The 23,691-nt window shown below is 70.5% G+C and carries 23 protein-coding genes; 21 read left to right on the top strand and 2 right to left on the bottom strand.

The window, feature by feature from the left end:
- Positions 1-519 precede the first annotated feature (519 nt).
- The 6 genes from NXI30_14390 to NXI30_14365 all read left to right on the top strand — a co-directional run bounded on the left by NXI30_14390 (position 520) and on the right by NXI30_14365 (position 7,779).
- Positions 520-1,563 carry a rod shape-determining protein gene (locus NXI30_14390; protein ID MCR9095406.1) on the top strand — a complete coding sequence of 348 codons (1,044 nt, stop codon included), beginning with the start codon at positions 520-522 and terminating at the stop codon, positions 1,561-1,563.
- A 233-nt stretch (positions 1,564-1,796) separates the two neighbouring features.
- The gene (gene mreC, locus NXI30_14385; GenBank protein ID MCR9095405.1) at positions 1,797-2,744 is read left to right on the top strand and encodes a rod shape-determining protein MreC; all 948 of its coding nucleotides are present in this window, start codon (positions 1,797-1,799) and stop codon (positions 2,742-2,744) included.
- Complete coding sequence (locus NXI30_14380) at positions 2,741-3,292, top strand: hypothetical protein (GenBank protein MCR9095404.1); 552 nt, start codon at positions 2,741-2,743, stop codon at positions 3,290-3,292. Before mreC ends, NXI30_14380 begins: the two co-directional genes overlap by 4 nt.
- Positions 3,293-3,323: 31 nt before the next feature.
- A complete protein-coding gene (gene mrdA, locus NXI30_14375) occupies positions 3,324-5,324 on the top strand; it encodes a penicillin-binding protein 2 (GenBank protein MCR9095403.1) in 2,001 nt (666 codons plus the stop codon).
- A complete protein-coding gene (gene rodA / locus NXI30_14370; GenBank protein ID MCR9095402.1) occupies positions 5,321-6,427 on the top strand; it encodes a rod shape-determining protein RodA in 1,107 nt (368 codons plus the stop codon). Before mrdA ends, rodA begins: the two co-directional genes overlap by 4 nt.
- 41 nt (positions 6,428-6,468) lie before the next feature.
- On the top strand, positions 6,469-7,779 hold the full coding sequence (locus NXI30_14365) for a cyclic nucleotide-binding domain-containing protein (protein ID MCR9095401.1): 1,311 nt from the start codon (positions 6,469-6,471) through the stop codon (positions 7,777-7,779).
- A gap of 85 nt (positions 7,780-7,864) precedes the next feature.
- Here the strand turns inward: NXI30_14365 and trxA are convergent, their stop codons facing one another.
- Positions 7,865-8,188, bottom strand: coding sequence for a thioredoxin (gene trxA, locus NXI30_14360; GenBank protein ID MCR9095400.1), 324 nt, complete (start codon positions 8,186-8,188; stop codon positions 7,865-7,867).
- Between the two features lie 292 nt (positions 8,189-8,480).
- Here trxA and NXI30_14355 point away from each other — a divergent pair, with 292 nt between their 5' ends.
- The 8 genes from NXI30_14355 (at position 8,481) to NXI30_14320 (ending at position 16,080) form a co-directional block, all read left to right on the top strand.
- Positions 8,481-9,524 (top strand): deoxyhypusine synthase family protein, encoded by a 1,044-nt coding sequence (locus NXI30_14355; protein MCR9095399.1) that lies wholly within the window; start codon positions 8,481-8,483, stop codon positions 9,522-9,524.
- Positions 9,521-10,069: a macro domain-containing protein gene (locus NXI30_14350; GenBank protein ID MCR9095398.1), complete on the top strand. Its 549-nt coding sequence runs from the start codon at positions 9,521-9,523 to the stop codon at positions 10,067-10,069. The genes NXI30_14355 and NXI30_14350 overlap by 4 nt, the downstream gene beginning before the upstream one ends.
- A 147-nt stretch (positions 10,070-10,216) precedes the next feature.
- Complete coding sequence (locus NXI30_14345; protein ID MCR9095397.1) at positions 10,217-11,002, top strand: cytochrome c biogenesis protein; 786 nt, start codon at positions 10,217-10,219, stop codon at positions 11,000-11,002.
- 10 nt (positions 11,003-11,012) lie between these two features.
- Positions 11,013-12,314, top strand: coding sequence for a glutamyl-tRNA reductase (gene hemA / locus NXI30_14340; protein MCR9095396.1), 1,302 nt, complete (start codon positions 11,013-11,015; stop codon positions 12,312-12,314).
- Positions 12,311-13,258 carry a hydroxymethylbilane synthase gene (gene hemC / locus NXI30_14335; GenBank protein ID MCR9095395.1) on the top strand — a complete coding sequence of 316 codons (948 nt, stop codon included), beginning with the start codon at positions 12,311-12,313 and terminating at the stop codon, positions 13,256-13,258. Before hemA ends, hemC begins: the two co-directional genes overlap by 4 nt.
- Positions 13,251-14,807 (top strand): uroporphyrinogen-III C-methyltransferase, encoded by a 1,557-nt coding sequence (cobA, locus tag NXI30_14330; protein MCR9095394.1) that lies wholly within the window; start codon positions 13,251-13,253, stop codon positions 14,805-14,807. The genes hemC and cobA overlap by 8 nt, the downstream gene beginning before the upstream one ends.
- 71 nt (positions 14,808-14,878) lie before the next feature.
- Positions 14,879-15,847 carry a porphobilinogen synthase gene (gene hemB / locus NXI30_14325; protein ID MCR9095393.1) on the top strand — a complete coding sequence of 323 codons (969 nt, stop codon included), beginning with the start codon at positions 14,879-14,881 and terminating at the stop codon, positions 15,845-15,847.
- Positions 15,848-15,930: 83 nt separating this feature from the next.
- Entirely contained in the window at positions 15,931-16,080 is a 150-nt protein-coding gene (locus NXI30_14320) for a DUF4177 domain-containing protein (protein MCR9095392.1), read from the top strand.
- 44 nt (positions 16,081-16,124) lie between these two features.
- On the opposite strand, the gene NXI30_14315 is transcribed toward NXI30_14320, so the two are convergent.
- The gene (locus NXI30_14315; GenBank protein MCR9095391.1) at positions 16,125-17,141 is read right to left on the bottom strand and encodes an LLM class flavin-dependent oxidoreductase; all 1,017 of its coding nucleotides are present in this window, start codon (positions 17,139-17,141) and stop codon (positions 16,125-16,127) included.
- A gap of 270 nt (positions 17,142-17,411) precedes the next feature.
- Here NXI30_14315 and NXI30_14310 point away from each other — a divergent pair, with 270 nt between their 5' ends.
- The 7 genes from NXI30_14310 (at position 17,412) to NXI30_14280 (ending at position 23,663) form a co-directional block, all read left to right on the top strand.
- Complete coding sequence (locus NXI30_14310) at positions 17,412-18,233, top strand: universal stress protein (GenBank protein ID MCR9095390.1); 822 nt, start codon at positions 17,412-17,414, stop codon at positions 18,231-18,233.
- Positions 18,234-18,242: 9 nt separating this feature from the next.
- On the top strand, positions 18,243-19,277 hold the full coding sequence (gene lpxD, locus NXI30_14305) for a UDP-3-O-(3-hydroxymyristoyl)glucosamine N-acyltransferase (protein ID MCR9095389.1): 1,035 nt from the start codon (positions 18,243-18,245) through the stop codon (positions 19,275-19,277).
- A 97-nt stretch (positions 19,278-19,374) separates the two neighbouring features.
- The gene (locus NXI30_14300) at positions 19,375-20,205 is read left to right on the top strand and encodes a ribonuclease HII (protein MCR9095388.1); all 831 of its coding nucleotides are present in this window, start codon (positions 19,375-19,377) and stop codon (positions 20,203-20,205) included.
- Positions 20,202-21,236: a tRNA pseudouridine(13) synthase TruD gene (locus tag NXI30_14295; protein ID MCR9095387.1), complete on the top strand. Its 1,035-nt coding sequence runs from the start codon at positions 20,202-20,204 to the stop codon at positions 21,234-21,236. The genes NXI30_14300 and NXI30_14295 overlap by 4 nt, the downstream gene beginning before the upstream one ends.
- A 96-nt stretch (positions 21,237-21,332) precedes the next feature.
- Positions 21,333-22,289, top strand: a complete 957-nt coding sequence (gene cysK, locus NXI30_14290; protein MCR9095386.1) for a cysteine synthase A — start codon at positions 21,333-21,335, stop codon at positions 22,287-22,289.
- Entirely contained in the window at positions 22,286-22,861 is a 576-nt protein-coding gene (locus NXI30_14285) for a gamma carbonic anhydrase family protein (protein MCR9095385.1), read from the top strand. The genes cysK and NXI30_14285 overlap by 4 nt, the downstream gene beginning before the upstream one ends.
- Before the next feature lie 121 nt (positions 22,862-22,982).
- A complete protein-coding gene (locus tag NXI30_14280) occupies positions 22,983-23,663 on the top strand; it encodes a TetR/AcrR family transcriptional regulator (protein MCR9095384.1) in 681 nt (226 codons plus the stop codon).
- Positions 23,664-23,691 lie beyond the last annotated feature (28 nt).

Raw genomic sequence — 23,691 nt, 5'->3', positions numbered from 1 at the left:
GAGACCTCGTGTGAGCCCTTCGTGTCGTCGTCGATCGGACCGAGCTTGTTCGCCGGACCGGCACGAGCGGGAACGACCTGGAAGGTCATCGGGGGTCGCCGCGACCGGGTCGCGACGGGCGCGAAGAGTACGAGACCACGGGCGGCGAGGGAAGAAGAACGCCAAGCCTTTCGTTGCCCGAACCGACGGCGTGGAGATCCCGGGAACAGTCGGCCCGTCGGCATCGTCGGTCTCTTCATCCGGCGGGTTCGCCTGAGATCACGAGCGCGCACTTTCGCATTGATCGAAGGATGACCGGCTGTTACTTTGGCGGCACCTCCCTGAGCCCAAACGTCTTGGAGTTTCAGGTATTTAGAAGCTTTCTTTCTGGGCAGTGATGCCGCATTTCCGGGCAGTGATCCGTCCCTGCCCCGTCGGCGTCGCCCGCGATCTCCAGCCGCTCGAAGCGCCCCCGCGCCCCGTTCGGCCGCCCGCAGCCCGCACGCTTTTCAACCCGACCTCAGTAGGAGTGGCCACTTGATCATCGACACCGTCCTCGGCTGGTTCTCGAGCGATCTGGCAATCGACCTCGGCACGGCGAATACCCTCGTCTACGTGAAGGGACGCGGGATCGTGGTCTCGGAGCCGTCGGTCGTCGCGGTCTCGCGCGATGCGCGCGGGCCGGACAAGGTGCGCGCGGTCGGGAAGGCGGCGAAGGACATGTTAGGCCGGACGCCGGGCCACATCGTCGCGATCCGCCCGCTCAAGGAAGGCGTCATCGCGGACTTCGACATCACCGAAGCGATGCTCCGCTACTTCATCCGGCGCGTGCACGATCGACGCACGATGGTCCGTCCGCGGATCGTGATCGCCGTGCCGTCGGGAATCACCGAGGTCGAGAAGCGGGCCGTTCGGGAGAGCGCGATGCTCGCCGGTGCGCGCGAGGTCTACCTGATCGAAGAGCCGATGGCGGCGGCGATCGGTGCCGGCCTTCCGGTGACCGAGCCCTCGGGCAACATGATCATCGACATCGGCGGCGGCACGACCGAGGTCGCGGTGATCTCCCTCTCCGGCGTCGTCTACTCGAACTCGGTTCGGGTCGGCGGCGACAAGATGGACGAGGCGATCATTAACTACGTGAAGCGCAAGTACAACCTGCTGATCGGCGAGCGCTCCGCGGAGTACATCAAGATCCGGATCGGCACGGCGTACCCGACCGACTCGATGGACTCGATCGAGGTCAAGGGTCGCGACCTGGTCCTCGGCGTTCCGAAGACGCTCGAGATCAAGAGCGAGGAAGTGCGCGAGGCGCTGGCGGAGCCGGTGAACGCGATCGTCGAGGCCGTGAAGATGGCCCTCGAGAAGACGCCCCCGGAGCTCTCGGCGGACATCGTCGACAAGGGAATCGTGCTGGTCGGGGGTGGCTCGATGCTCGCCAATCTCGACGTGTTGCTGCGCGAGACGACGGGGCTTCCGGTCATGCTCGCGGAGGATCCGCTGACGGCGGTCGCGGTCGGCACCGGACGCTGCCTGGACGAGCTTCGCCTCCTGAAGGAAGTCACGATCCGCTCCAGCGTGAGCTGAGCCGGGGCAGCAAGCCGGTTTTCGGAGTCTGGTGCCCCCATTCCCCCAAAGGGCGCCAAGTGAGAGGGCTGCGGCCCTGAATACGCCAACCCCACGGCGGAGGGCGGCAAGCGTGCCGTAGATTCGAGTGCCTCGGACCGGAGCCCCGCGCGGACGTACTCTCGTACGTCGAGCAGGGCGCAGGGAGAAGCGCTCGAAGATGCGGTGCGATCGCCGCCCGCGTAGGAGCTTCATTGGGGGATCTGTTCAAACGCCTCGCGGCGCCTCTGGTCGTCGTGTTCCTGGTTCTGCTGACCATCGTCTCGATGGTGGGCGACCGGCGAGCGCGCGAAGACGGCGGTCGCGACCTGCCCTGGTGGCAGGCGTCGCTCCTCGAGATCACCGCGCCGATCGAGCGACTCGTCTCCGCGCCCTTCGTCGCGACCCGCGACTTCTACGACGGCTACGTGGATCTGATCGGCGTGCGTGCCGAGAACCGTCGGCTCGAACGTCGCATCGCGGAGATCGAAGCGGAGAACCTGCAGTTCCGGGAAGCGCTCGTCGCGAGTGGCCATCTCGGTCGCGTGGCCTCCATGCGGGACGAGGTCGAGATTCCGATGCTGCCCGCGGAGGTCGTCGGTCTCGACGTCGCGCCGTGGTTCCGGTCGGTGCTCGTCGATCGGGGGACACAGCACGGTGTCGAGCCGGGTCAGCCCGTGATCACCCACGAGGGCGTGGTCGGCGTCGTGACGGCGACCTCCGGGCACGCGGCCAAGACGATGCTCCTGCTCGATCGGCAGAGCGCGGTCGACGCGCTGGTCCAGCGGAGCCGCGCGCGGGGGGTCGTGCGTGGGGTCGGTCGCGATCGGCTCGAGTTCGAGTTCGTGGTGCGCGGCGCGGACGTCGTCGAGGGCGACGAGGTCGTGACCTCCGGGCTCGGGGGCGTCTATCCGAAGGGACTGCGGCTCGGCCGGGTCGCCGAGCTGCGGGATTCGGGCGGCCGTCTCACCCGCATCGCGGTCATCGAGCCCGCCGTCGACCTCGGGCAGCTCGAGCAGGTCTTCGTGATGCTGCGCCGCGGTCCCCAGATGGACCTGCTCTATCAGCCGAACCTTCCGCTCGAGGATCTCGACGGACCGGCGCCGGTGGGCGCGCCGCCGCCGGACGAGGCGACGGACGGAGATGGAGAGGAAGGGCGATGAAGTCGATCGGCGCGCTCTTCGCCATCGGTGTGTTCGCCCTCGTCGTGCAGGGCGCGCTCGCGCGTACGATCCCGCCGCCCTGGTGCCCCGACCTCGCCTGGCTGGTCGTCGTCGGGATCGGCCTGCGCTGGCCCCATTTCCTGTCCGGCGTCGTCCTGGCGGTCACCCTCGGCTACGGCATGGACCTGCTGTCCGGATCGCTGATGGGACAGCACGCGCTCCTGCGCCTCGTCTCGTTCCTCGCCGCCGCCCTCGCGGCGCGCCAGTTGGACCTGTCCGGCGGCGTGCCGGTCGGGATCTTCGTGCTCGTGATGACCGTGGTGTACGGCGTCGCGATGGTCACGAGTCTCTCGTTCTTCGTCGGCGCGAGCTGGCCCGGCTTCGAGGTGGTCGGCGCTGCGCTCGCCCACGCGATCGTGAACGTGCTGGCGGCGGGGCCGATGATCGGCGGGGTCGAGCGGGTGCTCGCGCGCTTCTCCGACGAAGAAGTCGGGCGGCGCGGACCGATGCCGCTCGGGTTCGAGGCGGGAAGAGGGGGGCTCCTGTGAGGCGTCCGCAGGTCCGGATCGGAGCGTCGTCGTGAACGACCCCTTCGGCGACACCCGACTCTCGAATACCTCGGACGGTCCCGGGGACATCCGGCTCTGGCCGGTCGCGCTGATCGTGATCGCGATCTTCGGCCTGTTCACGGTCCGGCTCTTCCAGCTGCAGATCCTCCAGGGCGACGATCTCGCGAGCCGGTCCCAGGCCAACTACGTGCGGACGGTCCGGCTCGAGGCCCAGCGGGGCTCGATCGTGGATCGCGAGGGGCGGACGATCGCGGCGAGCCGTCTCGCCTACGGCGTCGACGTGATTCCCCACGAAGTGCGCAATCCGTGGCGGACGTACTCCGTGCTCGGACAGATCCTGGCAGAGGATCCCGAGGCGCTCTCCGAGCGCGTCGGCCAGCCGCGCGGCCGTCGCCGCTTCCAGCCGGTCTCCCTCGCGAAGGATCTATCCCGCGAGGCCTGGGCGAAGGTCGATGCCCATCGTTATGCGATGCCCGGCGTGGAGCTGCGTCGCCAGCCCCTTCGCGAGTACGTCTATGGACCGATGGCCGCGCAGCTGCTGGGCACCCTCGGCGAAATCGGCTCGAGCGAGCTCGCCGAAGAGTCCTATGCCGACTACCGCTCGGGGGAAACGATCGGGAAGACCGGAATCGAGGCCACGAACGAACATCATCTGCGCGGTCGCGCGGGCGGCGAGAACCGCGTGGTCGACGTCGCCGGACGTGAGATCGAGACGATCGACATGATCGAGCCGACGCCCGGCGGTCGACTCGTCCTCTCCCTCGATCTCGACCTCCAGCGCGTCGCCGAGGAGGCGTTCCGACGCCCGCCGCTGCCGCCGGATCCGGAAGACCCCGACGCCGGCCCTCGTCCGCAGCCGGACTTCATGGGGGCGCTCGTCGCGATGGACCCGCGGACCGGCGACGTGCTCGCCCTGGTCTCGGCCCCGTCCTACGACGCGAACGCCTTCGCCGGCGGGGTTGATCGCGAGACCTGGCGCGACCTCAACCGCGACGAGTGGCGTCCCCTCCGCAATCGCGCGATCGCCGGCGTGTATCCACCGGGCTCGACCTACAAGGCGATCGTCGCGGCGGCCGGCCTCGCCGAGGGCGTGATCGACGAGACGACGGTCGTGCCCTGTCCCGGGCATTTCCGGCTGGGACGCCGCGTCTACCGTTGTTGGAAGCGCGCGGGCCACGGGCCGGTCGATCTCGCCGGGGCGCTCGCCGGGAGCTGCGACGTCTACTTCTACGAGCTCGGGAAGACGCTCGGCGTCGAGACCCTCGCCCGATATGCGCGCCTCTTCGGGCTGGGACGACCGACGGGGCTCGCGGTTCGCGGCGAGGTCGGCGGCCTCGTGCCGACGCCGGAGTGGAAGATGCGGGTGCGGGGGGAGCGCTGGATCGACGGCGAGACGATCTCGCTCTCGATCGGGCAGGGCGCGAACCTGACGACGCCGATCCAGCTGGCCGTCGCCTACTCCGTGATCGCGAACGGCGGCCACGTCGTCGAGCCGCGGATCGTACTGCGGCGCGAGACCTGGGACGGACGGGTCCTCGACGAGAACCCGCCGATCGTCCGCGAACGATCGGTGATCGCGCCGGCGATCCTCGAGCTCGTGACCCGCGGCCTCTCGAAGGTCGTGCAGGACCCGAGCGGCACGGGCCGTCGGGCCGCCGTTCCCGGCATCAACGTCGCGGGCAAGTCCGGGACGACGCAGGTCGTGAGCCTCGACCTGATCGAAGGGCTCGAGCCGGAGGAGGTCCCGCTCAAGTATCGGGACCACGCGCTCTTCGCGGCCTTCGCCCCGGTCGAGGCGCCGGAGATCGTGGTGGTCGCCGTGGCCGAGCATGCGGGGCTCGGCGGCGGCGCCGTGGCGGCACCGATGGTCCAGAAGGTCTTCGCCGAGTACTTCCGGAAGAAGGAGAAGCGGGTGCCGACCCAGGTCGCCGGGATCGCGATCGATCCCGCGCTCTTCGCGGTCGCTGACAGCGCCGGGGCCGAGGCAGAAGCCGAGGAGGTCGTGCAATGAGCGCGCTGCGCGTCGATCGCGGTCGGGGTCAGCATTTCGACTGGGTGCTCGCCGGGATGGTCCTGCTCCTGATGGGCATGGGCATCGTGAATCTCGTCTCGGCGGCGGCCTCGGGCGTCGAGGGCGGCTCGGACATCGTGAGCCGTCAGATGATGGTCATGGGCCTCGGGCTCTTCGTGATCGCCGTGGTCGTCCTGATCGACTACCGCCACTACGACCGCTTCGCGTATTTCCTCTACGGCGGCACGGTCGCGCTCCTGCTGCTCACCCTCGCCATCGCCGAGGAGACCCGGGGCGCCCGCGCCTGGCTCTTCGGCGGGCGCTTCCAGCCTTCGGAGCTCGCCAAGATCGGCATGGTAGTCGCGCTCGCCCACTGGTTCGGTCGCAACCCGCCCTCGACGATCCATCGCCTGCGGGACCTCTTCGTGCCCGGCCTGATCGTGGCGATCCCCGTCGGCCTGATCGTGGCGCAGAAGGACCTCGGCGTGGCGGTGCTCACGCTCCTGATCGGGTTGACGCTCCTGCCGATGGTGCACGTTCCGCTCCGGGCATGGGTGGGGCTCGCGATGCTCGGAGCGGCGGGGCTCGCCGCGCTCTGGCAGTACGGCCTCAAGCCCTACCAGCAGGAGCGGATTCTCGGCTTCCTCGATCCGTCCCGCGACCCGCTCTCGTCGGGCTACCAGCAGATGCAGTCGAAGATCGCCGTCGGATCCGGGGGGCTCTTCGGCACCGGTTGGCAGGAAGGGACACAGACCCAGCTCCGCTTCCTGCCGACCCAGCACACGGACTTCGCGTTCTCGGTCCTCGCCGAGGAGTGGGGCTTCCTGGGCTCGAGCTTCGCGCTCGGCGTCTACGCGGCGATGCTCCTGTGGGGGCTGCTGATCGCCCGCAACTCGAAGGACGCTTTCGGTGCGGTGCTCGCGATCGGGCTCGTGGGGACGCTGCTCTGGCCTGCGGCGATCAACGTCGCGATGGTGCTCGGGCTGGCGCCGGTGATCGGCGTGCCGCTGCCGCTCTTCTCGTACGGCGGGTCCGCGCTGCTCTCCACGTCGATCGTGATCGGGCTGTTGTTGAACGTCTCGATGCGGCGTTACGTTTTCTAGGCTGCGGCGAGGGCTAGGGTTCGCGGCGGGAGTACGTCGCGATGGCCGGGGACAGCGCAGAGAACGAAGAGATCCTCGACGGATTGCGCCAGGAGCAGCGGTACCGCCTGCTCGGCAAGCTCGGCGAAGGGTCCCTCGGTCGTGTCGACCGCGTCTACGATGCCCATCTCGCGCGGGTCGTCGCGGCCAAGACGCTGCACGCGAAGCACCTCGGCGAGACGAACGCGCTCCGATCGTTCGTGAACGAGGCGCGCATCCTCGGGCGGCTCGACCAGGCGGCGATCATCCCGATCTTCGATGCGGGGCTCACCCCCGACGGTCTGCCCGCCTACACGATGCGCGAGATCAGCGGTCGCAGCCTCGCCCAGCATCTCGAGATGGACAAGCGAACGGCGAACGTCGTGCCGCTCCCCCTCGAGCGCACGCTCAAGATCATCACTCTGCTCTGTGAGGCCCTCGGCCACGCCCACGAGCGCGGCATCGTCCACCTCGATCTCAAGCCGCAGAACGTGATCGTGCTGCCCTACGACGAGGTCATCCTCGTCGACTGGGGCGCCGCCACGGTCTACGACGAAGACCGGTTCAGCGAGAGTCTCGGCGCCGAGCTCTTCGACGAGTTCGGCGAGTTCGACCCCCGGCTCGTCCAGAGCGACGAGTTCATCGTCGGCACGCCCCGCTACATGTCGCCGGAGCAGACCGAGTGCGCCCGCTCGACCCTCACGCCGGCTTCCGACGTCTTCTCCGCGGGGATCCTCTTCTATCAGATGCTCACGGGGCGGCTGCCCTTCCAGGGTGAGAGCCTCGAAGAGCTCCTCTTCCACATCCGGGAGACCGAGGCGCCGGATCCGCGCAAGGTCGCCCCCGGCGTCCATGCGCGCCTCGCGAGTCTCGTCCTCGAGATGCTCGCGAAGGATCCCGACGACCGGCCCTACGACATGGACGCCGTGATCTCGGAGCTCGAAGCGTTCCGCGGCAGCGCCGGCGAGTTCCCGCTTCGTCACTTCGCGAAGGGCGAGCTGATCATCCGGGAGGGCGAGGAGGCGCCGCTCTCCTTCGTGCTCGTCGAAGGCGAGGTCGAGATCTGGAGCGGCGAGGGGGAGAGTCGCCGCGTCCTCGGTCGTGCGCTGGCAGGCGACACCTTCGGCGAGCTCGGCGTACTCCGGGACGGACCGCGCTCCGCGAGCGCCACGGCGCTCTCGGACGTGGTCGTGCGCGAGATCGACCGCGCCTCGCTCCTCGCCGAGACCGAACGTCTGAGTCCCTGGGTACTCGCCATGCTCGAAGGCGTCGTCGACCGCTTCGTCGATCGCTCCGAGCGCCTCGTCGAGCTCATGCAGAACGACGACGACTGACCTCCGAAGGGAAAACGGCCGCCGCGGGACGAGAGTCCCACGACGGCCGTTCGGATCCTCGGCGCCGTTCGGGCGTCGTTCCGGATCAGACGACGGAATCCACCATCTCCTGGAAGTCGCCCTTCGGTCGCGCGCCGACGAGCTGTCCCGCGACCTGGCCGTCCTTGAAGACGAGGATCGTCGGGATGGAGCGGATGCCGTAGGTGCCCGGGGTCTGGGGCGACTCGTCGATGTTCATCTTGACGACCTTGAGCTTCTCGCCGTTGTCGTCCGCGATCTCCTTGACGATCGGGGCGATCGCGCGGCAGGGCGCGCACCACTCGGCCCAGAAGTCCACCAGGACGGGGGTATCGCTCTTGAGCACCTCGCCGTCGAAGGTCGCATCGGTCACATCGCTGATCTCGGCCATTTCCACTCTCTTTTCTGATTTCGGGCCCCGTGCCTGGGTGCGGCGCGAGGTGGGGTTCCGGGCGTGTCGGTTCGAGGCCGGGGAAGCTCGCGCCGAATCGCCCGTTGGCAAGCCCTCCGGCTCGGAAGGCTTGTCGATCCGGGTTGGGGCGCGCCAATATAGCAGTTGCGCCGGCCCGGATTCCCTCGTGGTTCCGGGCACATCCGAAGCGACTGACCGCCAGTCGAACGATTCGGTCGGCGGCGCGAGAGAAGCCCGTGACCCGCTCTTCGTCGGAGCAGAGGACCCCCGTGTGACCCGCCGCACACCCAGTGTCGACCGCTCCCGGGTCCGGACCCAGCCCGCCCGGAGGCGTCCCAGCAAGGTCAAGACCCTCGACGAAGCGAGGCCCGTCGGGCCCGGGGCCGGCGTCGGAGAGCTCCTCGACTCCCTGCCGGATCTGCTCGGGGCTGCGGACCTGAACGCGGCGATCGATGCCTGGGTGAAGGCCTGGCAGCGCGACCGGCTCGTCCTCTTCGGGTTCGGCGCGCACCTGATCAAGGTGGGGCTCGCGCCGATCGTGGTCGACCTGATGGAGCGCGGCGCGATCGGCGCGCTGATGATGAACGGCGCCGGGTGCGTGCACGACCTCGAGCTCGCGATGATGGGGCGGACCAGCGAGGACGTCGCCGAGGCCCTCGACGACGGCACCTTCGGAATGGCCCGGGAGACGGGAGAGCGGCTCAATGCGGCGATCGCCGCCGGCCGGGTCGACGGCCTCGGCATGGGCGCGGCGATCGGTCGCGACATCTTCACGTCGAACGACCGGTACGCGGCGCGCTCCGTGCTCGCGACGGCGTGGCGGCTCGAGGTCCCGGTCACGGTCCATGCGGCGATCGGGACGGACATCCACCACATGCATCCCTCCGCCGACGGCGCGGCGATCGGCGAGACGAGCTACCGGGACTTCGAGACCCTGGCGGGGCTCGTCCCGCGACTCGAAGGCGGGGGCGTGCTGCTCAACGTGGGCTCCGCGGTGATTCTTCCGGAGGTGTTCCTGAAGGCCCTGGCGCTGGCGCGGAACGTCGGACGCCGGGTCGAGCGCTTCACGACGGTCAACTGCGACTTCCTCCGCCAGTACCGGCCGCAGGTGAACGTCGTCGAGCGACCGACGCGGCTCGGCGGGCGCGGGATCTCGCTCGTGGGGCAGCACGAAGTGCTCATCCCGTTGATGGCGGCGGGCGTGATCGAACGACACGCCGAGGCGAGCAAGGCCCGGCGGTCGAAGCAGACGAAGGCCGGCGCGCGAAAGGCGCCGGGCGGTCGGCGCGGCGGCGCGAGAAAGAAGAAGCAATGACCCGGATCACGCTCGGCGAAGGCGACATCACCGACGAGGAGGTCGATGCGATCGTGAATGCCGCGAACAGCGCCCTCGTGCTCGGGAGCGGTGTCGCCGGCGCGATCGATCGGAAGGGCGGCCCGGCGGTCGGCGAAGCGTGCGCGGCCCACGGCGCGATCGAGGTCGGCGAGGCGGCGGTCACCACGGCCGGCGACCTGTCGGCCCGGTTCGTGATCCACGCGGCGGGCATGCCGCCGGGCGGTCAGGTGACCGAGGAGGCGCTTCGACGGACGCTGCACGCGAGCCTCGCTCTGGCCGAGGAGAACGCGTGTCGGACCGTGGCCTTTCCCGCGATCGGGGCCGGGGTCGGGGGACTCTCGCTCCAGACCTGCGCGGAGATCTCCCTGGCCGAGGTCCGGCGCTATGTCGAGGAGCGGGGCGACGCCTGCGGCCTCGAGGAGATCCGTTTCGTGCTCTTCGGCGAGCCGGCCTACCGGCTCTTCGAGATGGTGAACGACGCGGCGAAAGTCGAGGCGCAGATGCGCCGACTGCAGAACCGATAGCGACGACCGGGGCCACGCGAGGCGTCGCCGCAGCGGATGGCGGCGCCCCGGGGCCGGGCGGCGGGAGGGGCCGAGGCGCCTCGGTATACTCCCGTCTTCCCCTCTCAGTCGAATTCCCCCACCCGTGGCTCGCCCGCGAGGAACTTCGTGTACGCACTCCAATACATGGCGGCCGCCCTCTATCTGGCGGCCGGAGTCGGTGCGGTGCTGGGACTCTCCCTGCCCGCGCCGAAGGTGCTGCGTGGTGCGCGGTGGGGCCTCGCCCTCGGCGCCGTCGTCCAGTTCGGGGCGTTCGCGACGGTCCATCGGCTCGATCCCGCGCCCTCGCTCACGGATCTAGGCTACGCGATCTCGGTCATGGCGTGGCTCGCCGTCGGCGTGACGCTCTTCCTCTTCACGCGGATCAATCTGCCGGGCTTCGTTCCGCCGGTCGCCTTCGTCGCATTCGTGGCGACGTTCGGCGCGACCCTCGGGCGCCCGGAGGCGGCGGTCCGCGACGTCGGGGTGACGCTTCCGCACGCACACGTACTCCTCGCGAGCGCCGGCCTGGCGGCCCTGGGCATCGCGGGCCTCGCCGGCTTCTTCTTCCTGCTCGAGCACCGGACCCTCAAGCAGCGCCGCAAGGTCACCCGCAAGGTGCCGATGCCCTCGCTCGAAGCGCTCGACCGGGTCAATCGCGTGACCCTCGCGGTCGGCTTCCCGTTGCTCTCGCTGGGCGTCGTGACCGGCGGCCTCTGGCTGCACGCGCGCATGGGCAGCTACTTCGGTGGGAGTCTGCACGAGACCTGGATGCTGATCGCGTGGGCGATCTACGTCGGGCTCGTCGTGCTCCGGTTCGGCGGGGGACAAGGCGCGCGGCAGGCCGCCGCCAGCGCCGTCGCCGGCTTCGCCTTCCTTCTCTTCGCCGTGGTCGGCGCCGGGCTGGTCTCGTGAGGGGGTGGACATGAAGATCCTCGTCCTCGGCATGAACCACCGCACCGCGCCGGTGGACGTCCGCGAGCGCTTCGCCGTGGAGGCGACGGCTCCGGTCCTCCGGAAGCTGATCGATCGGCCGGAGATCGCGGAGGCCACGCTGATCTCGACGTGCAACCGGGTCGAGCTGGTCGTGACCGCCGAGAACGCCGACGCGGCCCGGCACGTCCTCTACGACTTCTTCGCCCGGGAGCTCGGCAACGGCGACGGGCCCTCGGCGGGCGCGCTCGCGGAGCTCACCTATCTGCGCGAGGGCCGGCAGGCCGTCGAGCACGTCTTCCGGGTCGCCTCGGCGATCGACTCGATGGTCGTCGGAGAGCCGCAGATCCTGGGTCAGGTAAAGGACGCCTACCGAGAGGCGACCGAAGCCGGCGTCTGCGGTCCCGTCCTGGCGCGCCTCTTCCAGCGGGCCTTCGCGACCGCGAAGCGCGTGAAGAACGAGACGGGGATCGCCCAACGGCCGGTCTCCGTCGCCCGGGTCGCCGTCGATCTCGCCAAGCAGATCTTCGAGCGCCTCGACGACAAGAGCGGGCTCCTGATCGGAGCGGGCGAGATGATCGAGGCGGCCCTCGTCGCCCTGCACGATCACGGTCTCGGCGAGCGCCGCGTCGCGAACCGGACCGCCGCCAACGCCCAATCCCTCGCGGACCGGTTCGGCGGAAGCGCCCACGCCCTCGACGAGCTCGACCGGTTGCTCCCCGACAGCGACGTCGTCCTGACCTGCGTCGGCGGGGACGAACCGATCCTGACCCGGGAACGCATCGAGCGGAGCCTGGTCGCCCGTCGCGGTCGCCCGCTCTTCCTGATCGACATCGGCGTGCCGCGCAACGTCGATCCCGGCGTGCACGAGCTCGACAGCGCCTATCTCTACGACCTCGACGATCTCCAGGAGGTCGCGGCGGCGAACGAAGAGGAGCGGCGGCGGGAGTCCGAGCGGGCCGAACGGATCGTCTACGAGGAGCGCGAGCAGTTCGAAGGGTGGCTGGTGGCGCTCCAGGCGGTGCCGACGATCCGGGACCTGCGCGACCGCGCGGAGGCCATCCGTCGCGGCGAGATCGATCGCTTCGCGGGGCGCCTCGGCCTCTCCGGCGCCCAGTCCGACACGCTCGAACAGCTCACGAACTCGATCGTCAACAAGCTCATGCACGCGCCGATTTCGCGACTCCGCGAAGAGACCGACCGCGAAGCCGGGCTGGTCCGTCTCGAAGAGGCCCGGGTGCTCTTCGGTCTGGACGGACCGCGCAATGACGACGACGAGGACGCCTCGGAATGACCGCGGGCGAACGTTCGCTGCGGATCGCGACGCGGGGCAGCGACCTCGCGTTGACCCAGACCCGCCACATCGCGGCGCGGATCGCGAGCGCGCTCGACGTCGAGACCGAGCTCGTCGTGCTGCGCACGACCGGCGATCGGATCCAGGACCGCTCCCTCGCCAAGATCGGCGGCAAGGGTCTCTTCGTGAAGGAGATCGAGGAGGCGCTCCTCGACGGGCGGGCGGACGTCGCCGTCCACAGCGCGAAGGACGTGCCCGCGAAGATCGCGGCGGGCTGCGTGATCGCGGCGCATCCCGAGCGCGAGGATCCCCGCGATGCGCTCTGCTGTCGCGTGCGCGGGACGACGCTGGCGGCGCTGCCGGAAGGCGCGCGCGTCGGAACCGGCAGCACGCGGCGCACGGCGCTGCTTCGGGCGCATCGCCCCGATCTCGAGATCGTGCCGCTTCGCGGCAACGTGCCGACGCGGCTGGGCAAGCTCGAGAGCGACGGGCTCGACGCCGTCGTGCTCGCGGCGGCCGGGCTCGATCGTCTCGGCCTGTCCGAAGTGATCGACGAGCGGATCGCGCCGGACGTCCTGCTGCCGGCGGTCGGGCAGGGGGTGCTCGCCCTCGAGACCCGGGACGACGATCCCTGGCACGCGCGGATCGCGGCCCTCGAGCCCGAAGAGGTCTCGGCGGTTTCGAAGGCGGAGCGCGCCTTTCAGACCACATTGGGCGGCGATTGCAGCGTGCCCCTTGCGGGCTTCGCCGAGCGCATCGACTCGGGCTCGCTCCGCTTCCGCGGGCTCGTCTCGAGCCTCGATGGACGTGAGGTCGTGCGCGCGGAGGAGACCGCCGCGGAGTCGGAGGCGGCGGCGCTCGGGGAGCGAGTCGCCGAGCGCGTGCTCGCGCAGGGGGGGCGCGCGATCCTCGCTGCGCTGACGGAGTCGTCGGACGATGGCTGATCGCGGGCGCGTCGTGCTGATCGGCGCGGGGCCGGGGGATCCGGATCTGATCACCGTCCGCGGCGCGAAGGCGCTCGCGAGCGCGGACGTCGTGCTCTACGACCAGCTCGCGACCGGGGACCTGCTGGATCTCGCGCCGGCCCGCGCCGAGCGGATCAACGTCGGCAAGCGCGGTCACGAGGAGCCCACCCGGACCCAGGAGGAGATCAACGCGCTGATCGTCGAGCACGCGCAGGCGGGGCGGACCGTCGTCCGGCTGAAGGGCGGGGACCCCTTCGTCTTCGGGCGGGGCGGTGAGGAGGTGAGCGCCTGCGCGGAGGCCGGGATCCCCTTCGAGATCGTGCCGGGCGTGACCTCGGCGATCGCCGCGGCGGCCTACGCGGGCATCCCCGTGACCGATCGCCGCCATTCGGCGTCCTTCGCCGTCGTGACCGGTCACAAGGATCCGTCCAAGGCCGCCGAGCAGACCCGGTGGCGCGAGCTCGGCAAGGCGGTCGACACGCTCGTGATCCTGATGGGCATGCGCAACCTGCCGCGACTCGTCGACGAGCTCGTCGCGGGGGGCAAGTCGCCGGACACGCCGGTGGCGGCGGTGATGCACGGGACCCTCCCGCAGCAGCGCACCGTGACCTCGACCCTCGCCGGGATCTGCGACGCGGTCGCCGAGGCGGGCCTGCGCGCCCCGTCGGCGATCATCGTGGGGGACGTCGTGGGGCTGCGCGCCGGGCTCTCCTGGTGGGAGAAGCAGCCGCTCTTCGGTCGCCGGGTGCTCGTCACCCGGGCGCAGGAGCAATCCGCCGAGCTCTGCGCGGCGCTCCGGGCCCGGGGGGCGATTCCGGTCGTGCGACCGATGATCGAGCTCTCGGCGGTCGAAGGCGACGACGACCGCGGCGCGGTCGAGCGGGCAGTCACGAATCTCAAGAGCTACACGGCCCTCGTCTTCACGAGCTCGAACGCGGTCCGTTTCTTCGTCGACGCCTGCGGCGGCGTGCCGGGACCCGAGGTCGCGCCGCCGAGCCTGGCGCCGCGCACCCGCGTCTTCTGCATCGGGGACACGACGGCGCGGGCGGTGCTCGATGCGGGGATGCCGGTCCATCTCGTGGCGAGCGGCCGCAGCGACGCCGAGGCGCTGCTCGCGCGGCTGCTGCCCGCCTTCGACGGCCCGGACGAGCGGGTGTTGATCCCGCGTTCACGGATCGCGCGGACGGTCATCGCGGACGGACTGGTCGACGCCGGGGTCGCGGTCGATTCGATCGCCTTCTACGAGAACCGGCGGCCCGCCGTCGACGACGAGGCCCTGCGCGCGGAGCTCTCCGGCGGCGAGCTCGATGCGCTCACGTTCTCGAGCCCCTCGACGGTCGACCATTTCCTGGCCGGGCTCGACGACGCGAGCCGGGAGGCCGCGGGCCGGGTTATGATCGCCGCGATCGGGCGGACGACCGCGCGGCACCTCGAGCGGGTCGGCCTGCCGGTGACCGCAGTCGCGGCCCGACCGGACGCCGCGGCGATGGCGGATGCCCTCGTCGAGGCGAGCACTCGAGGCGGGTAGCGGTTCCGCCGATGAATCCCTCGTCCGAGTCCGTCGAGAACCCCAGACGACCCCAGTGAGAGGAGCCCACGGTGGCCCACCCCGTCACGCGCATGCGCCGGTTGCGACGCAACGAGACCCTCCGCGGGATGGTCCGGGAGACGCGGCTGGCCCGGGAAGACCTGATCCTGCCGCTCTTCGTCGTCGAGGGGACGGGCGTGCGCGAGTCGATCGTCTCGATGCCCGGCGTCGAACGCTTCTCCGTCGATCAGGTGGTGCTCGAGGCGAAGCGGGTCGCGGACCTCGGGATTCCGGGCGTGATCCTCTTCGGGATCCCGGCGGAGAAGGACGCGCGGGGCTCCGGCGCCGACGCCGAGGACGGCATCGTCCAGCGGGCGACCCGCGCGATCGCCGACGCGGTCCCGGATCTCGTCGTGATCACCGACGTCTGCCTCTGCGAGTACGCGGACCACGGCCATTGCGGGCTGCTCGACGGCGAGGACGTCGAGAACGACCCGTCGGTCGAGCGGCTGGCGGCGACGGCCGTCTCCCACGCGCGGGCGGGGGCGTCGATCGTCGCGCCCTCGGACATGATGGACGGACGCGTCGCGGCGATCCGGACCGCCCTCGATGCCGAGGGATTCGATCAGGTCGCGATCCTGTCCTACGCGGCGAAATACGCGAGCGCCTACTACGGCCCCTTCCGCGACGCCGCGGAGAGTACGCCGGCCTTCGGCGATCGCCGCGCCTACCAGATGGATCCGCCGAACCGGCGGGAGGCGATGCGCGAGATGCGCCTCGACCTCGAGGAAGGCGCCGACATGCTGATGGTCAAGCCGGCGATGGCGTACCTCGACATCCTGGCGGACGCGCGGCGGGAGTTCGACGTCCCGCTCGCGGCCTATCACGTGTCGGGGGAGTACTCGATGATCAAGGCCGCGGGTGAGCGCGGATGGATCGATGCGGACCGGGCGATGGAAGAGGCGTTGATCGCCATGAAGCGGGCCGGCGCCGACCTGATCCTGACCTACGCGGCCGCGGACGTCGCGGAGAAGCTCTAGCCGGATCCGGCCGCGAGAGCTCGTCTGGAACACGAATTCGGGGGGATGGCGTGTCGCTTCGCTACAAGGTCGTCGAGATCGGGATGGTCACCGACGAAGAGATCGAGAAGACGCTGAACGAGTGGACCGCCGAGGGCTGGACCTTCGACGGGATGCAGTTCGCGATGCGGGACTCTTCGAAGCGGCCGAGCATGGCCTTCGTGACGTTCACGCGCGAAGAACAGGGCGGCTGACCCGCCGCCGGCGGACGCTCGGCGGGGCGGGCCGGGCCCGTGTCCTAGCGCGGCGTCGCTTCGAGGACGGCGGGCCAGACTTCGTCGGCGAGCAGGCGCAGTGAGCGCTCCGCGTCCTTGCGATCGATCTTCGCGAGCTGCGGGCGTGCCACGAGCAGGTCGAGGTCGAGCTGGCGCTGGATCCCGGTCAGGCGTTCGCGGACGTCGTCGGGTGTCCCCACGATCGCTCGGTGATCGAGGGGCGCGTCCATGGCCTCGTCGACCGCCTTCGGCATGCCCTTGCGCCGCCCGATCATCTCCGTCTCGAGGGAAGCGCGGGCGGCGTCGACGACGTCGGGATCCTCGTGGACGAAGACCGTGCGGAGCGCCAGCTTGAGGACCTCGTGGCTCGGGTCGGGGAGGCCCTCGCGGTGGCGCGCCTGGTTGGCGGCGATCTGATCGAAGGTCTCGACCGGCGAGGCCAGGTAGGGGAGGGCGCGCCGAGCGGCCTGGGCGAGTCCCTTGGGTCCGAAGGCGGCGACCGCGAGCGGCGGATGGGGACGCTGGGCGGTCTGGAGCGGCGTTCGTCGGTCGCGGGCGTTGTGGTCGCGCCAGAGCTCGAGGATCCGGTCGAGGGCCTCGTCGAAGCGGTCGCGCTTCTCGGCCGGCGGGACGCCGAAGGCTTCGAGCATCGGCTTCTGGAACCCGCGCCCCAGACCGATCAGGAGCCGCCCGCCCGAGAGCTGGTCGAGGCTCGCGATCTCGGCGGCGATCTTCTCCGGCGGATGCAGCGGGAGCAGGAGCGAAGTCGTGCCGAAGCGCAGTCGCCGGGTCCGAGAGGCGTAGCCGGCGAGCTCGACGAGGGGGGCGGGGCAGACGCCGGGCTGGAAATGCATCTCGGGAAGCCAGACCGAGTGGAGGCCCAGGGCCTCGGCCAGATCCACCCAGCCCCGGTGGCTCGCAGCCTGGTCCGGCGCGTGGGTCCCGCCCAGGGAGAGCGCGAGACCCGGTGTCTGGAGGCCCCAGGCCTTGCGAGCGCTCGGCAGGTCGAGGCGGGCGACGGAGGCGACTTCGGTGGGCACGCGCCGGACGGTATCCCGGGCGGCGATTTCGAGAAAGCGAGCCATGGCCGAGCTCCCCAGGCCCGTTTCCAACCACCGTTCGTGGAAAAGGGGTCCGATCCGCCCGGATTTCGGCGGATTTGCCGCACCCTCGGGGATTCTCTACCCTCCGCCTCCGTCAGCCGTTCCCCGAAGGACTTCACCTTCGGGGCGAATCGGCCGATCCTGCGGGTACACCCTTCCCACGAGGGACCCTCGGATTCGAGCGGTCTTTCTCCGGAGCGAGACGACATGATCGAGACGATTCTGGTGGCCACCGACGGCTCGGACGATGCGAGTGCCGCGGAACAGACGGCGATGGGGCTCGCGTCGCGGCTCGGCGCCCGACTTTCCGGCGTCTCGGTGCTCGACGAGCGCCTGGTGCGCGCGCCGAGTGCGGACGGTCTCGCGCTGCCGCCCTTCCCGGAGGCCGACCTGACGGCGTACTACCGCGCCCGCGTCGAGGCCGTTGCCCGCCGCTTCGGTGAGCGCGCGCGCGGCGAAGGCCTCGAGGCGAGCTGCGAAGTGCTCCAGGGTTCGCCCGACGATCGGATCGTCGACAAGGTCCAGGGCGCCGACCTGCTGGTCATCGGCCGGAGCGGCACCCGCGCCGGCGATCGCGGGGCGCTGATCGGCTCGACCGTCGATTCGGTCCTCCGCAAGACGGGCAAGCCGACCATCCTCGTGCCCGGCGGCGCGCCGCTGACCGGCCCGCTCGTGCTGGGCTTCGACGGCTCGCCGGGCTCCCGGATCGCGGCGAAGCTCGCGGTGACCCTGGCGAACGGTCTGAACGAGGCGGTCCACGTCTTCGTCGACTCGAAGGACAAGGGCCGCGCCGTGGCCCGCTTCGACGAGGTCCGACAATTGGTGGGCGGACTGAACGTCCCGGTGCGCGAGACGAGCAGCACCCTGGGCCGACCGGACGTGAAGATCGTCGATACGGCCAAGGAGGTCCGCGCGAGCCTGGTCGTGATGGGCGCCTACGGCCGCAACCGGATCACCGACTACTTCCTCGGGAGCAACGCCGCCTCGGTGTCGCGGACTTCGCCGGTGTCCGTGCTGCTCGCGCGGTAACGCCCGCACGTGCCCCGCGCGCCGCGGCCCCGCTCCGTTTCCGAGCTGGCCTCGTTCCTCGAGGCCTCGTTCGAGGGCGACGGCGGGGCCGAGGTCGCCGGATTCGCATCGCTCCTGCAGGCGAAGGCCGACGAGCTGGTCTTCGTGCGGGACGCCGGCCTCGCGGCGGGCCTCGCGGCGTCTTCGGCCCGCGCGGTGCTCGCGCCGGCGGGCATCGACACCGCCGGCCGTCCCACGATCCGCTCGGACCAGCCGGCGGCGGACTTCTCGCGCCTGGTCGAGGCCTTCGCGCCGCGATGGCGACCGGCGGAGGGAATCGCCGAGGGCGCCCACGTCGAGCCGACGGCCCAGGTCGATCCCACGGCTTCGATCGCGCCCGGTGCGCGAATCGGCCCGGATTGCCAGGTCGGCGCCCGGACCGTCGTGTCGTCCGGAGCCGTGCTCGTCCAGGACGTGCGCGTCGGAGAGGACGGCTGGATCCACCCCGGGGCGATCCTGCGCGAGGGCACGCGGGTCGGCGATCGCGTGGTGCTCCAGCCCGGGGTCGTGCTCGGGGGCGACGGGTTCGGGTACGTGCCCGACGCCGACGGGCGGCCGGTCGCGATGGCCCAGCGCGGGCGCGTCGTCCTCGAAGACGACGTCGAGATCGGGGCGCACACGACCGTCGATCGGGCGACCCTCGACGAGACCCGGATCCGCCGGGGCGCGAAGATCGACAACCAGGTCCAGATCGCCCACAACTGCGACATCGGCGAGGATGTCCTGATCGCGGCCCAGACCGGCCTCTCGGGCAATACCGTCGTCGGGAACCGCGCGATCCTGATGGCGCGCTGTGCGACGACCGGCCACCTGACGATCGGCGAGGGGGCCTTCCTCGCCGCGAACACGGGCGTCCATCACGACGTCGCGCCCGGCGCGCGACTCTTCGGTGCGCCGGCGATGGAAGAGCGCGGCTGGCATCGCACGGTCGCCGCCCTCAAGCGACTGCCCGAGCTGATCAAGCGCGTCCGCCGCCTCGAGCGGAAGCTCGACGAAGGCGAGTAGACGAGTAGCGGCCCGCCGCGTTCCGCGGGAGACTCCGCAGGGGCTGCGAAGGCCCCGCCGCACGATGCCCGCCAGCGCGTCGAGGAGCCCGCCGCCGTTGCCCACGAGAGAGCCCCCGTCCGAATCGCCGCGCCCCCTCGCGCAGCTCCGCGCCGCGTTCGCGAGCGCGGAGTCCGATGAGGCCCTCGAGCTCCTGCTGAAAGAGCTCGAACCGGATTCCCGCGCCGGCGCGCGGCAGCTCGCGGATCGCGCGCGGCGCACGCTGGCGACCCGGGCGGGCGAGCGCGAACGACTCGCCCGTCTGCTCGCGCTGCGCGACGAGCTCGCCGCCGCCGGAGCGCGCGGGATCGCCGGGGTCGACGAGGTCGGCGTCGGTCCCCTCGCCGGGCCGGTGATCGCGGCGGCGGTCGTGCTGCCGAGGGACGTGCACCTCGAGGGCCTCGACGATTCGAAGAAGGTCCCGAAGGCGCGGCGCGAGCGGCTCGCGGAGGAGATCGAAGCGATCGCCGTGGGCATCGGCTTCGGGGAGGTCGGCCCTGAGGAGATCGACCAGCGCGGCATCTATCAGGCGGCCCTCGAGGCGATGCGCCGGTCCGTCGCGAGCCTCGGTCGGGTCGTGCCCGTCGACCACCTGCTCGTGGACGCACGGACGGTACCGGGGGCCGACGTGCCTCAGACGCCGATCGTGAAGGGGGACTCGAAGGACGCGAGCATCGCCGCCGCGTCGATCGTCGCGAAGGTGCGCCGCGACGCGCAGATGGCGGTGCTCGGCGTGCGCTATCCCGCCTACGGGTTCGAACGCCACATGGGCTACGGCACCGCAGAGCACATGGCCGCCCTCGAACGCTTCGGTCCCTGTCCGATCCACCGCCACTCCTTCGCGCCGGTCGAAGAGGCGGCGCGGCGAAAGCGCCTGGCGCCGTCGTGAGCGACTCCTCGTCGGCGGGGTCGCCTCCGCCGCTGCGCATCCGCTCCTCGCCGGAGGATTTCCGGGTCGTCGAGGAGCCCCTCTACTCCGCGACCGGCGAGGGCCAGCACACGTTCCTCCTCGTGGAGAAACGCGACCGCACGACGGAGCAGGTCGCGCGCGATCTCGCGCGCGTGAGCGGCGTGCCTGCTCGCGACGTCGGCTACGCCGGGCGCAAGGACCGCCACGCCGTCACGCGGCAGTGGTTCTCCCTCGAAGGCGTCGATCCCGACGCCGCGCGGGACTTCCCGCTCGAAGGGGCGGAGGTCCTCGAGGCCCTGCGCCACGGAAACAAGCTGCGGACGGGGCACCTGCGCGGGAATGCCTTCGAGATCGTGCTGCGCGGGGACCACGAGATCGATCTCGCGCCCATCGAGGCGCGCGTCGCCGAGGCGCTCGCGAGAGGGATCCCGAATCGCTTCGGCGAGCAGCGCTTCGGCCGCGACGGGGACAACGCCGAGCGAGCGAGGGAGATGCTCGCCGGCGGGCGCGCGCCGCGCGACAAGCGAAAGGCGCGCTTCCTGGTCTCCGCGCTCCAGTCCGAGATCTTCAACGCCGTGCTCGAATCGCGCGCGGACGCCTTCGACGAGGTGATGTTAGGCGACCTGGCGCGGGTCGAGGAGAGTGGCGGGCTCTTCTGGGTGGACGATCCCGAGACGGACGCGGCCCGGGCGCGCGCCTTCGAGATCAGCGCCACGGGCCCGATCATCGGAACGAAGATGCGCGAGCCCCGGGACGACGCGGCCACCCTCGAGGCCGAGGTGCTCTCGCGCTTCGGCTTCGCGAGCGGGCGTGACCTGAAGCCCCCGCGCGGTGTCCGGGCGCAGGGAACGCGGCGACCGCTCCGGGTCCGGCCCGAGGGGCTCGCGATCGAGCCCCAGGAGGGTGGGCGGGCGCTTCGCCTGGTGTGTCGCCTGCCTCCCGGAGCCTACGTGACGGTCCTGATCGAGACGCTCGTCGGACCGGTTGCCGACGCCTCCCGGGTCGAATGACTTCCCTGACGGCGAAGCCGGCGTGGCGGTATCCTGAACCGGCCCGATCTCGTGGCCGTCCGGCCGTGTCTCCATCATCGAAGGAAGAACCAGACCATGAACATCGCATCCTCCGTGTCCGATCTGATCGGCGGGACTCCGCTGGTCAAACTGAACCGTGTCGTCGGGGACTGCCAGGCCACGATCCTCGGCAAGCTCGAGTCGGCGAACCCGGGCAACAGCGTGAAGGACCGGATCGGTCTCGCGATGATCGAGGCCGCGGAGAGGTCCGGGGACCTGGTCCCGGGCAAGTCGACGATCGTCGAGCCGACCTCCGGGAACACCGGGATCGCGCTCTCCCTCGTCGCGGCGAGCAAGGGGTACCCGGTCGTGATCGTCATGCCCGACACGATGAGCCCCGAGCGCCGCGCCACGATGCGCGCGTTCGGCGCGAAGATCGTCCTGACCGAGGGCGCCAAGGGCATGAAGGCCGCGATCGAGAAGGCCAACGAGATCGCGGACCGGATCCCGGACTCGTTCATGCCCCAGCAGTTCCGTAACCCGGCCAATCCGGACATCCACTTCGCCACGACGGGTCCCGAGATCTGGGACGACACCGACGGAGCCGTCGACGCGATCGTGGCCGGCGTCGGGACCGGCGGGACGATCACCGGCGTGGCGCGCTACATCAAGCCGAAGAAGCCCTCGTTCCAGGCGATCGCCGTGGAGCCCGAGGACAGCCCGATCCTCTCCGGCGGCCAGCCCGGGCCGCACAAGATCCAGGGAATCGGGGCTGGATTCGTGCCCGACGTGCTCGAGACCGATGCCCTCGACGGGGTCATCCAGGTGTCGAACGACGAGGCTGTGGCGATGGCCCAGCGGTTGGCGAAGGAGGAGGGGCTGCTCTGCGGCATCTCCGCCGGCGCGAACGTGAAGGCGGCGATCGAGTTCGGCTCGCGACCCGAGAACGCCGGCAAGACGATCGTCACGATCATCTGCGACTTCGGCGAACGCTACATCCAGACCGTCCTCTTCGACGCGATCCGCTACGACGGCAGCGACACGATCGATTGAGCGAGGCGGACGAGGCGAGCGTTCGGTATCCGGGGGCGATCCTTCGTCCCTACGGCGACCTCTTTCCGAAGATCGACCCTTCGGCCTGGATCGCGCCCGGCGTGTCGGTGGTGGGCGACGTCGAGATCGGGCCGGAGTCGAGCGTCTTCTACGGTTCGGTCCTGCGCGGCGACGTCCACCACATCCGGGTCGGTGCGCGGACGAATCTCCAGGACCAGTCGACCGTCCACGTGACGACCGATCGCTTCCCGACGATCCTCGGGGACGAGATCACCGTGGGCCATCGGGCGGTGGTCCACGGTTGCCACGTGGGGGAGGGCGCGCTGATCGGGATCGGCGCGATCGTGCTCGACGGGGCGGTCGTCGGCGAAGACGCCCTCGTCGCCGCGGGGGCCGTCGTCCGGCCGGGGCAGGTCGTGCCGGCCGCGACACTCTGGGCGGGCGTGCCCGCGAAGGAGGTCCGACCGCTCACGGAAGACGAGATCCGCCTCCAGCGCGAACGGACGCTCACGTACGTGAAGACGGCGGCGATCCACGCCGCGAGTGGCGGGAATCCCACAGACGCGCTCTGAGCGCCGCACGCGCAGGGCCGGGGGCGCCCGCTTTGCGCACTCCCTGCCGGGGATCTGCCGATGAGCGTCGAATTCAACGCTTCGTGCTTGAATTTTCGCCCTCGAACGAGACAATCCGGCCATGTCCCGAGATCAGAAGAAGGCGGAGAGCCGGAAGCGGATCCTCGAAGCCGCGCGCGACGTGTTCTTCCGCGACGGTTTCATGAGCGCGAATCTCGACGAGATGGCCGAGAAGGCGGGCGTCGCGAAGGGCACGCTCTACCGCTACTTCGAGAGCAAGGCCGACCTCTACGTCGCCGTGCTCACGAACAACTACGAGATCTTCCTCGAGCTGATGGTCGAGGCGGGCGAGCGCGGCGATTCCGGTCTCGAACGGGTCCAGTCGATCGCGCGCTTCTACTTCGATCACTGGATGGACCATCCGGACTACTTCCAGATCTTCTGGGCCGTCGACAACGAGAGCGTGATCGGTGAGCTGCCGAAGGACGTCCTCGAGAAGATCGAGGAGTTCTGGGAGCGGAATCTCAACGTGATCCACGGTGCGCTCGTCTACGGCGTCGAGCGGGGCGAGTTCGTCGAGTGCGACACCTGGGAGGTCGCGACGATGCTCTGGAGCGTCGCGGACAGCCTGATCGAGTCGGACAACACGCGCGCGCGCCGCAAGATCCGTCGCCGCCCGCTCGAGCCGCTCTTCATGCACGCGGTCGACGTGATCATGCGAGGCATCCTCGTCGACCCCTCCGCGGTGGCCCTCTCGCCGCCGGCGGAGGAGAAGAAGAGCACCCTGGTCAAGATGGCGTAGGCGGCGCTTCCGCCGCGGCCCGTGCGAG

Source organism: bacterium (assembly GCA_024742285.1).
GTDB lineage: Bacteria > Myxococcota_A > UBA9160 > UBA9160 > UBA4427 > UBA4427.
This window is presented reverse-complemented; position numbering and strand designations above follow the sequence as displayed.